The following is a 10,955-nucleotide window of genomic DNA, read 5'->3' on the forward strand; positions in this document are numbered from 1 at the left end:
CTTCGAGCACGGGATCTTCGACGTCTCGCCGTTCGAGTCGCTCGACCAGCTCGGCGTGGGCGGGATGGTCGAGATGGGCACGGAGAAGGGGCGCAGCGTGAAGCCCGACCTGAAGGTCGGCGTGTGTGGTGAGCACGGGGGCGACCCGGTCTCCATCCACTTCTTCCACCGCACCGGGCTGGACTACGTCTCCTGCTCCCCGTTCCGGGTCCCCGTGGCCCGCCTCGAGGCGGGCCGCGCCGCGCTCGGCTGATCCGTCACGCGTCGGGCACCAGCTCCGTACGCTCCCGCCCGGCCCGGTCCTCCGCGGAGGGCCGGGCCGGCGGCGTTCCGCCCGCGCTGCGGGGCGAGGCGCCGCGTGGCCTCAGCGCGACGAGCGCACCGACGAGCAGCATCACGCCACCGGCGGTCTCCGCCGCGTTGGGCCGCTGGTCCAGCAGCAGCCAGGCGCTGGCCATGGCGACGACCGGTGCCAGCAGGACCCACGGGACCACGGCGGCCGAGGGCCACCGGCCCAGCAGCGAGTTGAAGATCCCGTACCCCAGCAGCGACGCCAGCCCGGCCGTGTACAGGGTGGAGAGGGCCGCCTCCCACCCGAACGCCGACAGCGACGCGGCCACCACGGAGGGGCCGTCCAGCGCGACCGCGAGCAGCAGGGCGGGCACCGGGACCACCAGGGCGGACCAGACGGTGAGGCCCAGTCCGCTGGCCGCACCGGCGGCGCGGGCCACCACGTTGCCGACGGCCCAGGAGAGGGCGCCCAGGAGGCACAGCAGCAGGGCGAACAGCGGGACGTGCCCACCACGTCCCACCCCCACCACGACCAGCCCGGCCGAGCCCACCAGCACGCCGAGCACCTGCACGGCGGTGGGGACCTCGCGCAGCGCTCCGGCGGCCAGCACGATGGTCAGCACCACCTGCGCCTGCAGGACGAGAGCGGCCAGCCCGGGCGGCATGCCGGCGGCCATCGAGGCGTACAGGAAGCCGAACTGTCCCAGCGACATGAACGCGCCCACGGCCAGCACCGTGCGCCAGGGCAGGTCCGGGCGGGGCACCAGGAGGATGGCCGGCACCAGCACGGCCGTGAACCGGACGGCCACGAAGACCAGTGGCGAGACCCCGTCCATGCCCCAGTCGATGACCACGAAGTTGAAGCCCCACACGGCGGCGACGAGGGCGGCCAGCAGGGAGTCGCGCAGATTCACGTGCGTCAGTCTCTGCCCCTTCATGGTGAAGATCCAGCGAATGGTTCTTCACTGTTTCCAGTAGCGTTTCTTCATGATCTTCTTCGCGTCGGCTGGCGCCCCGTGATCGACCTCAGCGCCCTGGCCTCCCTGCGCGCGGTCGCCGAGCACGGCTCGGTGGTCGGCGCCGCCGACTCCCTCGGGTACACCCCCAGCGCGGTCTCCCAGCAGGTCAAGCGCCTCGAACGTCAGACCGGCGTCCGGCTGCTCGAGCGCGTCGGTCGCGGGGTCCTGCTGACCGAGCAGGGCCACCGCCTGGTCCGGTCCGGCACGCGCCTGCTCACCGACCTGGAGTCGCTGCAGTCGTCCCTGCACCAGGAGTCGGGACGGGTCCAGGGGCACCTGCGCCTCACCGCGTTCTCCACCGCCGTGCGCGGACTGGTGGCACCCGCGCTGAGCCGGGTCCTGCGCGAGCACCCCGACCTCGACGTGACCCTGACCGAGCGTGAGCCGTGGGACGCCGTCGACCTCGTGGCCGGCGGGCACGCCGACGTCGCCGTGGTGCACAGCTGGGGCGAGGTCGGCCTCCCCCTGCCTGCTCACGTCACCGAGCACGTCGTCGCCACCGACGTGGCCGACGTCCTGGTGCCTGAGGGCCACCGCCTGTCCGACCGGTCGCGGGTCAGCGGGGAGGAGTTGCGCGGCGAGCGGTGGATCGCCACCGCCGAGGGCAGCATCTGCCGCGACTGGCTCGACCGGCTCCACCCCACCCGCACCGACGTGGCGCACGTCGCCGCCGAGTTCGACAGCCACGTGGCCCTCGTGGACGCCGGGCTGGGCATCGCACTGGTCCCCCGGCTGGGACGGGCGCCGTTGCCCGGGAGCGTCCGGGCCCTGGAGCTGGTGGATCCCTTCCCCTCCCGGCGGATCGCGGTCGTCCACCGGGCCTCGATGGCGCCGTCGCCGGCCGTCAGGGTCCTGGTCGAGGCCCTGAGCGCCTCAGCCCCGGCCTGAGTCTCCCTGCGGGGCCGCGGGTCCCGAGACGTCGAGGAGGTGCCGGGCAAGCGAGGTGGCTCCCACCACGGCGGCGGGCATGGTGACCACGGCCCCGAGCGGCACCCAGAAGCAGGCCTGGACGGAGAAGCCGTACCCCAGGACGCTGGCCGGACGGCTCCGCAGCAGGGCCCGCCGGGCCGCCGCGTCCATCCCGCGGGCCTCCAGCGGTCGGGCGAGCAGCTCGGCCGCCAGGACCCACGCGGCGACGGTCACGCCGCCGACCGCGGCGACCACAGTCCCGACGACCGGCACGAAGCCGACCCCGAACAGCGCGAGACCGACGGCGGCGCCGCGCGCCAGCAGCACGACGCTGTCCCGCAGGGACCGGCTCCAGGCCACCTCGCCGGTGGGGGCCTGACCGCCGTACATCTCCTCCGCCTGCTTCCAGATGTGGTCGTAGAACGGCTCCCCGACCAGCAGGGTGAGGACGACGAAGAGCGCCGCGGACGCCGCGAGGTAACCGACCACGAGCACCGCGCCGACGCCGAGTCGCAGCAGGTCACGCAGGCTCTCGCCCCACCCGTCGGCGAACGGCGTCAGCCACTGCGCGAGGTCACCGAGCTGGAGGGCGAGCACCGCGAAGCCGGCCACGAGCACGCCGAGCACGAGCAGCGCCGGCAGGGCACCCCACGCCATGAGGCGTGGTCGGGTGCGCCAGGTGCCGAAGCCGCGCAGGAGGTGGCCGGGTCCGCTCAGCGCGACCCGGACCGCGTCCGCCGGACCAGTGGCCACGACCGCCTCAGAACAGGGCGGAGGCGAGGTTGCGCCGGCCGACGAGCACCCGCGGGTCCTCGTTGCCGACGGCGGCGAAGAGCTCGATCAGGTGGTCGCGGGCCTTCGAGCGCTCGGGGTCGGCCGTCCGGGCGACGAGGTTGATCAGGCGGGTGAACGCGTCGTCGACGTGGCCGCCGAGCAGGTCGAGGTCGGCCACGAGGATCTGGGCCTCCACGTCGTCGGGGGCAGCGGCAGCCGCCGCGCGCGCCTCGTTGAGGTCAGCCCCCTGGGTGCGCTTGAGGACCTTGGCCCGCGCCAGACCGGCCGCCGCCTCCGCGTCGGCCGGGTTGGCGTCGACGAGCTTCTGGTACTCGGCGACGGCTGCGTCCACGTCACCGGAGACGAGCGCGGCGTCGGCGGCGGCGTAGCGCGGGTCGCTCACCTGCTCCTCGCCGTCCGTCTGGGCGGCGCTGCGGGGCTGGTGGCGCCCGGCGATCCCCTGCGCGGTGAGCTGCTGGGCCACCGACTCCAGGGCCTGGCGCAGCTCCTCGGGCGGCAGGACGTCCTGCAGGAGCGGCATCGGGCGCCCGTCCACGACGGCCAGCACGAGCGGGATCGAGGGGATCTGCATGGCCTGGGCGATCTGCGGTGCCGCGTCGATGTCGACCAGCCCCACCAGGTAGCGCCCCTCGAACTCACCGGCGACGGCGGCCAGGTCGCTGGCCAGGGTGACCGACTCGGGCATCCGCGTGGGCGAGAAGAAGACCAGCAGGACCGGCGCCGTCATCGAGGACTCCAGGACGCCCTGGAAGTTCTGCTCGTCGACGTTGACGCTGTACGACGTGGCCGCCACCGCGGCCGGGCCGGTGGCGGGCGCGCCCGCGTCCAGACCGGCGCGTGCGGGCGCCGGCTGCTTGAGCGTGGAGAGGTCGAGGGCGCCGGGACGGCTGAACGGCTGCTGCGTCATGGCCCCATCCTAGGGAGGCGGCCCCGGGCGCGCCGACCGACGCCACGGTACGAATCGGAGCAACGCCACCTCATGGGTAGGCTCGCCGGGTGAGCGAACTCCTCGGGCGGGTGCTGGACCGGCACCGGCACAACATCGTGCTGCTGAGCCGGTTCGTCGTCGTCGGCGGGCTCGGGGTCCTGGTCAACATGGCCGTGCTGATCATGCTGCGCCGCATCGGTCCCCACTTCGACGACGCGGTGTTCCCCCTTGGCGGCAGCGGCTTCCACCTGCGCTGGTACCACGTCTTCTCGACCGTGGCCTTCCTCGTGGCGAACCTGTCGAACTTCCTGCTCAACCGCCACTGGACCTTCCGCTCCGCGGCGCACAGCGCCTGGTGGCGCGAGTACTGGCCGTTTCTGGCCGTCGGTCTGGTCGGGCAGGGCATCGGTCTGGCCCTGCTCACCCTGCTGATGCACCCGCACTCGTTCCTGAGCCTGCCCGCGGACGTGCTCGACAACTCCTCTGGGTGGCGGACCCGTCTCTACTGGGCGCAGCTGATCGTCATCGTGGTGACGACCCCGCTGACGTTCCTGCTCAACAAGGTCTGGACCTTTGCCTCGGTGCGCGACGTGCACCGACAGGGATCCCGTTCCAGCGCTCCCGAAGAGCCCTCCCTGCCGCGCTGACGGAGACCGGGAGGCATTTCTCCAGTTCACCGGCAAATGATCGGGATCTCCTATATACCCCGGAGGTTACTCCGTGGTAGAACTGCCGTCAGTCACTCAGGTCGAGCCGTCCCCTGCGGCACCCGGGTGATGGCCGTTATCGGGGCCAGCAGTCCGGCATGCCCGGACGTGCCGGCAGGCTGGGAGGGAACGCGATGAGCGTGCTTGGGCACGATTTCTCTGGTTACCGGGTCGTGGTGACCGGCGGTTCCAAGGGCCCGGGGCTGGCCACCGCCCACGCGTTCGCCGACGCCGGCGCCGACGTCACGGTGACCGGCACGATGATCCTGTCCAGCCTGTACGACGCGGACCTGTCCCGCTTCGACTACGAGCAGCTCAACCTGGCCCGCCAGGACTCCATCGACACCTTCGTGTCGGGCGCCGGTCCCGTCGACATCCTGGTCAACGCCGCCGGAGCGACGCTCCCCATGGGCATGGACTCCCAGGAGCAGGAGTTCGTACGACAGGCGGTCCAGCTGGGGATGCTCGGCCCCGCCTTCCTCATGACCCGGCTGCGCATGCGTCTGGCCCAGAGCCCGGCCCCGGGCGGCGGCGTCATCATCAACACCGCCGCCGTGCTGCGCTGGCAGGCGCTCGTCTCCGGCTCGGAGCTCGCGATCTCCTCGCTCGGCTCCGACACCCGCCGCGCGGCCGAGAGCTGGGCGCGCATCGGCACCCGCATCAACTCGGTCGTCGAGCCCGCCCCGAGCTGGATCCCCCGCCAGATCTCGCTGCGCAGCAACACGATGAGCGGCGACCTGCTCGTGCGCGAGCACGTCGAGACGCACCAGGCGCTGGCCGCCGCCGTGCTCTTCCTGTCCAGCGGGGATGCCGCGCGCCTGACCGGGCAGACGCTCTACCTGAGCTGAGCCGCGCGGCCCTCAGTTGACCCGCGGGCCGCGCAGACCCGCTCGCTGCACGACGCGCTGGATCGACAGGTCACGCTCGTCGGGTCGGCCGACGTACCTGATGTCGCGCAGGCCCTGCTCCTGCGCGGCGGACTCGAAGACGAAGTGCCCGAAGCCGAACAGCCGCCCGTGCAGCGGCTTCACGACCGTGATGTCGAGGATCCGGGACAGCGGCATCGTCGCGAGCTGCTGGGAGAGCACCCCGTTGACCCGGAAGACCCGCATGTTCGTGATGACGAACCGGTCCATGTGCTCAGTCAGCGCACGCCAACCGCCGTGGCCCAGGAGGCCGAGCGCCACCAGGAAGGGCAGCCACGCCAGCTGGGGGCTGACGAACGGGAGGGTGCACAGCACGGCGAGGGCGGCCAACGCCTCGACCGCGGGCAGGAGGTAGACCACCCAGTGGTGGCGCACCTCGTCGACGATCACCTCGCCCTCCTCCCGCAGGAGGTGGCGCCGGATGTCCGGGTCGGTGACCGCGGCGAGCAGGCCCATCGGGCTACAGCGCGTCGAGGAAGTCGATCAGGGAACGGAACAGCCCGACCAGCAGGTCCCAGATCCAGCCGGCCCCGTCGCGGCCCGCATTGGCAAGCCCGTTGGGGTCGGTGAAGAGCCAGAAGCCGACGAACAGCACGACCAAAACGAGCAACGCCTTCTTGGCGTTCATGGTGTGACTCTCCCGAGAATCGGTGGACAGATCGGGTCATTGGTACCAGCCCGCAGGGTCGAACGTCCGCAGGCGCGCCCGTGAGATAGGCAATACCCTCTAGCCGTGACGGTCGCCCACCGGTGCGTGGGACCATGACGGTTCCGCGCGGATCCCCCGATCACCGGAGCCTCCGTCACCCTCGGGACCCTGCCACTTTCCGTCGACTGTCCAGGAGTGACTGTGCCCGAGTCCCGGTCCACGTCCGAGGCACCCGCAGCAGCCTCGTCCGACTCGGCGGCCGGGCCGCCACGCACCCCGGTCCCGCGTCGCGCGCTGCCGTCCCGCCGGCCCGACGCCCGTCGCCCCAAGGTCCAGGGCCTCAACCCGGGCGCCAGCGAACTGCGTCGGCGCCAGACCACCGCGGCCAGCTCGGCCCCGCCCAGCGACGAGGCGCACCTGGCTGTCCTGCTGCCGTGGGCGGAGACCCTGCGCGCCGTCCTCCGCTCGATCGACACCGAGCACGACGGGTTCGCGACCGCGCTCGTGTGCACGGCGGCCGGTTCCCCCGTCGCCCACCACGGCATCGAGTCCGGACAGGTCGCCGTCACGGCGGCGGGGACCAGCGCCCTGCACGGCACCGCGTCGGCGCTGACCGGGGTGGACCACGTACGCGTACACCTCTCCGACGGCACCGCCGTGGTGGTGGCCGACGTGGGCACCCCGGAGACCCCGCTGCTGCTCCGCCTGTCGGTGGCCCGAGGAGTGGCGGCGCGAACCCTGAGCGGGGTGCTGCGCGGCACCCGGCAGGACCTCGCTGACTCCGTACGGGACGCCGAGTCGGCGGCTCGACCGTCACGGGTCGACTGACCCGCGCGACCGCCCTGCGCGGATGCCTCAGACGGTGTCGAGCAGGGCGTCGGCGGCGGAGTACGGGTCGCGGCTGCCCCGGGCCACCTCGTGGGCGAGGTCGTCCAGCGTGCTGCGCGCGCCGAGTGCTCCCCACCGCGCCCGGAGTGCGGCCGTGGCGATCGCCTCGATCTCGCGCCTGGCCCGGGCGGCGCGACGTTGCTCCAGCGCGCCGGTGGCCTCCAGCCACGTACGGTGCTCGGCCAGGGCGTCGGCGAAGGCGTCGACCCCCTCGCCGGTCTGGGCCACGGTCTTGAGCACCGAGGGGCGCCAGGCGCCGTCGGCCCGCTCGGTCAGCGCGAGCATCCCGCGCAGGTCGCGGCGTACGAGGTCGGCACCCTCGCGGTCGGCCTTGTTGACCACGTAGAGGTCACCCACCTCCAGGATGCCCGCCTTGGCCGCCTGGATGCCGTCGCCCATCCCGGGCGCCAGCAGGACGACCGTGGTGTCGGCGAGCCCCGCGACCTCGACCTCACTCTGACCCACGCCGACGGTCTCGACGAGCACGGTGTCGAACCCGGCGGCGTCGAGGACCCTGATCGCCTGCGGGGTGGACCACGCCAGCCCGCCCAGGTGTCCCCGCGACGCCATCGACCGGATGAACACGTCGGCGTCCAGCGCGTGGTCGCCCATCCGTACCCGGTCCCCCAGCAGCGCTCCCCCGGAGAACGGGGAGGACGGGTCCACGGCCAGGACCGCGACCCGTCGACCACGGGCGCGCAGGGCGCCGACGAGCGCGTTGGTGGAGGTGGACTTGCCGACCCCCGGCGCGCCGGTGATGCCGACGACGTGGGCCCGTCCGGTGTACGGCGCCAGCGCCGACATCACCTCACGCAGCGAGGGCGAGGCGTCCTCGACGAGCGAGATCAGACGCGCCACCGCTGCCGGCTGCCCCTGCCGGGCCCGGGAGACGAGATCGGGGACCGACGCCGTGGAACGGCGCCGGCCCCCGGCCTGCGTGGTCATGCTGGCCGTCAGGCCTTCGGGACCCGGACGATCAGGGCGTCACCCTGGCCGCCACCGCCGCACAGCGCGGCGGCACCGATGCCGCCGCCGCGGCGCTGGAGCTCGAGAGCCAGGTGGAGCACGATCCGGGCGCCCGACATGCCGACCGGGTGCCCCAGGGCGATCGCGCCGCCGTTGACGTTGACCTTGTCCTCGGCGACGCCGAGCTCGCGGGCCGAGCAGATGCCGACGGCGGCGAACGCCTCGTTCATCTCGAACAGGTCGATGTCGGAGACGGCGATGCCCTCCTTCTCGGCGGCCTTCTTGATCGCGTTGGCCGGCTGGAGCTGCAGCGTCGAGTCGGGGCCGGCGACCTGACCGGACGCACCGATCTCGGCGAGCCAGGTCAGACCGAGCTCCTCGGCCTTGGCCTTGCTCATCACCACGACCGCGGCGGCCCCGTCGGAGATCTGGCTGGAGGAGGCGGCGGTGATCGTGCCGTCCTTGGCGAAGGCCGGGCGCAGGGAACCGAGCGACTCGGCGGTGGTCTCGCCGCGCACGCCCTCGTCCTGGCTGACCACGACGTCGCCGCGGCGGGACTTGATCGTCACGGGGACGACCTCGTCGTCGAAGAGGCCGTTCTTCCACGCCTCGGCGGCCAGCTGGTGCGAGCGCGCGGAGAAGGCGTCCTGCTCCTCGCGGGTCAGGTCGTTGACCGACTCGGTGAGGCCACCCATCGGCTGGTCGGTGAACTGGTCGTACAGGGCGTCGTAGGCCATCGAGTCGACGAGCGCGGTGTCGCCGTACTTGAAGCCCTCGCGCGACTTGGGGAGCAGGTGCGGCGCCTGAGTCATGGACTCCATGCCACCGGCCACGACGATCTCGTGCTCACCGGCACGGATGAGCTGGTCGGCCAGGGCGATGGCGTTGATGCCGGACAGACAGACCTTGTTGATGGTGATCGCCGGGACACCCATGGGGATGCCGCCCTTGACCGCGGCCTGGCGGGCGGTGATCTGGCCGGTGCCGGCCTGGATGACCTGACCCATGATCACGTAGTCGACCTGGTCGCCGCTCACGCCGGCCTTGGCGAGGGCACCCTCGATCGCGACACCACCGAGGTCGGCGGCGGACTGGTCCTTCAGACCGCCCAGCAGTCGACCGATGGGCGTACGCGCCCCGGCGACGATGACGGACGTGGGACGTGCGGTCTCGGACATGTGGGTGCCTCCGGAGGTAGAGAGTGACGCATGCAGATGCGGTCCGTGTGCGGCGGACACTACCCATGGTGCACCCGTCCGGGTGAGGGTGTCCGGGTGAGGCGACCGTCACAGGGCCTCGCGCTGGACCATCCCCGTCAGCCACGATGTCGCCATGAATGCGCACCCCTCCCTCCCGGACGACGTCCAGCACCTGTTCACCCACATCGACCACGTGGGCATCGCCGTGGCCGACCTGGACGAGGCCATGGCCTTCTACCGCGACGCGTACGGCATGGTCGTGCTCCACGAGGAGGTCAACGAGGAGCAGGGCGTGCGCGAGGCGATGGTGGGCGTGGGCGACTCCGGCTCCTGCATCCAGCTGCTCGCCCCGCTCAACGAGTCCTCCACGATCGCCAAGTTCCTGGACCGCAGCGGCCCGGGCATGCAGCAGCTCGCCTTCCGCGTGACCGACGTGGAGGCCGCCGCCGCCACGCTGCGTGAGCGTGGCCTGCGCCTGCTGTACGACGCACCCCGGCGCGGCACCTCCAACAGCCGCGTCAACTTCATCCACCCCAAGGACGCCGGCGGCGTGCTGGTCGAGCTCGTCGAGCCCGCCGCGGACGCCGCCCACTGATCCCTCGCCCCGTGAACGTGTCCCCAGGGCGCGTATGAACTGGGGCACAGTGGTTCCCATCCTCGGTTACCAACGGGTAACCTCCCGCTCACGACGTCCCGGCCACGGCCGGGCCCAGAGACCCAGGAGCACCAGTGCAGAACATCCTCGATGCCATCCAGTCCTCGGACGCCACCACCGAGGACTTCGCCAGCCTCGAGCTGCCGGACTACTACCGGGCCGCCTTCGTGAAGAAGGACGAGGTCGACATGTTCGAGGGCGTCGCGAGCCGCGACAAGGACCCGCGCAAGTCCCTGCACGTCGGTGACGTGGCCCTGCCCGAGCTCGGCCCGGGCGAGGCGCTGGTGGCCGTGATGGCCTCCGCGATCAACTACAACACCGTGTGGACCTCGATCTTCGAGCCCGTCTCCACCTTCGGCTTCCTCGAGCGCCTGGGGCGCACCTCCGAGCTCGGCGCCCGCCACGACCTGCCGTACCACGTCGTGGGCTCCGACCTGTCCGGCGTCGTGCTGGCCACCGGCGCCGGCGTGCAGAAGTGGAACCCGGGCGACCGCGTCGTCGCGCACTGCCTCTCGGTGGAGCTCGAGGCTCCCGACGGCCACAACGACACGATGCTCGACCCCGAGCAGCGCATCTGGGGCTTCGAGACCAACTTCGGCGGTCTCGCCCACATCGCGCTGGTCAAGGCCAACCAGCTGATGCCCAAGCCCGAGCACCTCACCTGGGAGGAGGCCGCCTCCCCCGGCCTGGTCAACGCCACCGCGTACCGCCAGCTCGTCTCCGCCAACGGCGGCAACATGAAGCAGGGCGACAACGTCCTGATCTGGGGTGCCTCGGGCGGCCTGGGCGGGTTCGCCACCCAGTACGCCGTCAACGGCGGCGCCACCCCGGTCTGCGTGGTCTCCAACGAGGAGAAGGCCAAGATCGCCCGTTCGATGGGCGCCGAGCTGATCATCAACCGTTCCGAGGAGGACTACCGCTTCTGGAACGAGGAGGGCACCCAGCAGAACCCCAAGGAGTGGAAGCGCTTCGGCGCCAAGATCCGTGAGCTCACCGGCGGCGAGGACATCGACATCGTCTTCG

The 10,955-nt window shown here is 72.1% G+C and carries 14 protein-coding genes; 7 read left to right on the forward strand and 7 right to left on the reverse strand.

The window, feature by feature from the left end; all coding sequences use genetic code 11:
• The coding region (locus ACI379_RS08360; protein ID WP_439791623.1) for a putative PEP-binding protein at positions 1-253 on the forward strand (253 nt) is incomplete at its 5' end.
• A gap of 4 nt (positions 254-257) precedes the next feature.
• Here ACI379_RS08360 and ACI379_RS08365 read toward each other — a convergent pair.
• Positions 258-1,205 (reverse strand): EamA family transporter, encoded by a 948-nt coding sequence (locus tag ACI379_RS08365; protein WP_439791624.1) that lies wholly within the window; start codon positions 1,203-1,205, stop codon positions 258-260.
• 102 nt (positions 1,206-1,307) lie between these two features.
• Between ACI379_RS08365 and ACI379_RS08370 the strand changes: the two genes are divergently transcribed.
• Positions 1,308-2,198 (forward strand): LysR family transcriptional regulator, encoded by an 891-nt coding sequence (locus ACI379_RS08370; protein ID WP_439791625.1) that lies wholly within the window; start codon positions 1,308-1,310, stop codon positions 2,196-2,198.
• Here the strand turns inward: ACI379_RS08370 and ACI379_RS08375 are convergent.
• Positions 2,184-2,972, reverse strand: a complete 789-nt coding sequence (locus tag ACI379_RS08375; protein WP_439791626.1) for an EI24 domain-containing protein — start codon at positions 2,970-2,972, stop codon at positions 2,184-2,186. The genes ACI379_RS08370 and ACI379_RS08375 overlap by 15 nt on opposite strands.
• Before the next feature lie 7 nt (positions 2,973-2,979).
• The gene (locus ACI379_RS08380) at positions 2,980-3,921 is read right to left on the reverse strand and encodes a co-chaperone YbbN (protein WP_439791627.1); all 942 of its coding nucleotides are present in this window, start codon (positions 3,919-3,921) and stop codon (positions 2,980-2,982) included.
• Positions 3,922-4,010: 89 nt separating this feature from the next.
• Here ACI379_RS08380 and ACI379_RS08385 point away from each other — a divergent pair, with 89 nt between their 5' ends.
• Entirely contained in the window at positions 4,011-4,589 is a 579-nt protein-coding gene (locus ACI379_RS08385) for a GtrA family protein (protein ID WP_439791628.1), read from the forward strand.
• 194 nt (positions 4,590-4,783) lie between these two features.
• Positions 4,784-5,497 carry an SDR family NAD(P)-dependent oxidoreductase gene (locus ACI379_RS08390; RefSeq protein ID WP_439791629.1) on the forward strand — a complete coding sequence of 238 codons (714 nt, stop codon included), beginning with the start codon at positions 4,784-4,786 and terminating at the stop codon, positions 5,495-5,497.
• A gap of 12 nt (positions 5,498-5,509) precedes the next feature.
• Here the strand turns inward: ACI379_RS08390 and ACI379_RS08395 are convergent, their stop codons facing one another.
• Both ACI379_RS08395 and ACI379_RS08400 read right to left on the reverse strand, forming a co-directional pair.
• A complete protein-coding gene (locus ACI379_RS08395) occupies positions 5,510-6,031 on the reverse strand; it encodes a PH domain-containing protein (protein ID WP_439791630.1) in 522 nt (173 codons plus the stop codon).
• Between the two features lie 4 nt (positions 6,032-6,035).
• Positions 6,036-6,203, reverse strand: a complete 168-nt coding sequence (locus ACI379_RS08400; protein WP_439791631.1) for a hypothetical protein — start codon at positions 6,201-6,203, stop codon at positions 6,036-6,038.
• A 222-nt stretch (positions 6,204-6,425) separates the two neighbouring features.
• On the opposite strand from ACI379_RS08400, the gene ACI379_RS08405 reads away from it, so the two are divergent.
• On the forward strand, positions 6,426-7,052 hold the full coding sequence (locus ACI379_RS08405; RefSeq protein WP_439791632.1) for a hypothetical protein: 627 nt from the start codon (positions 6,426-6,428) through the stop codon (positions 7,050-7,052).
• A gap of 27 nt (positions 7,053-7,079) precedes the next feature.
• On the opposite strand, the gene meaB is transcribed toward ACI379_RS08405, so the two are convergent.
• Both meaB and ACI379_RS08415 read right to left on the reverse strand, forming a co-directional pair.
• Entirely contained in the window at positions 7,080-8,057 is a 978-nt protein-coding gene (meaB, locus tag ACI379_RS08410; RefSeq protein WP_439791633.1) for a methylmalonyl Co-A mutase-associated GTPase MeaB, read from the reverse strand.
• Positions 8,058-8,065: 8 nt separating this feature from the next.
• Positions 8,066-9,256 (reverse strand): acetyl-CoA C-acetyltransferase, encoded by a 1,191-nt coding sequence (locus tag ACI379_RS08415; protein WP_439791634.1) that lies wholly within the window; start codon positions 9,254-9,256, stop codon positions 8,066-8,068.
• Between the two features lie 154 nt (positions 9,257-9,410).
• Between ACI379_RS08415 and mce the strand changes: the two genes are divergently transcribed.
• Positions 9,411-9,872 (forward strand): methylmalonyl-CoA epimerase, encoded by a 462-nt coding sequence (mce, locus tag ACI379_RS08420; protein ID WP_439791635.1) that lies wholly within the window; start codon positions 9,411-9,413, stop codon positions 9,870-9,872.
• Positions 9,873-10,006: 134 nt separating this feature from the next.
• On the forward strand, positions 10,007-10,955 hold a 949-nt coding region (ccrA, locus tag ACI379_RS08425), incomplete at its 3' end, for a crotonyl-CoA carboxylase/reductase (protein ID WP_439791636.1).

The sequence above is a fragment of the Nocardioides sp. genome (assembly GCF_051876515.1).
Taxonomy (GTDB): domain Bacteria; phylum Actinomycetota; class Actinomycetes; order Propionibacteriales; family Nocardioidaceae; genus Nocardioides.

Coding starts and splice junctions, on each gene's coding strand:
- ACI379_RS08380 (WP_439791627.1), bottom strand. CDS start 3,921: ATGACGCAGCAGCCGTTCAGCCGTCCCGGCGCCCTCGACCTCTCCACG.
- ACI379_RS08390 (WP_439791629.1), top strand. CDS start 4,784: ATGAGCGTGCTTGGGCACGATTTCTCTGGTTACCGGGTCGTGGTGACC.
- ACI379_RS08395 (WP_439791630.1), bottom strand. CDS start 6,031: ATGGGCCTGCTCGCCGCGGTCACCGACCCGGACATCCGGCGCCACCTC.
- ACI379_RS08400 (WP_439791631.1), bottom strand. CDS start 6,203: ATGAACGCCAAGAAGGCGTTGCTCGTTTTGGTCGTGCTGTTCGTCGGC.
- meaB (WP_439791633.1), bottom strand. CDS start 8,057: ATGACCACGCAGGCCGGGGGCCGGCGCCGTTCCACGGCGTCGGTCCCC.
- ACI379_RS08415 (WP_439791634.1), bottom strand. CDS start 9,256: ATGTCCGAGACCGCACGTCCCACGTCCGTCATCGTCGCCGGGGCGCGT.
- mce (WP_439791635.1), top strand. CDS start 9,411: ATGAATGCGCACCCCTCCCTCCCGGACGACGTCCAGCACCTGTTCACC.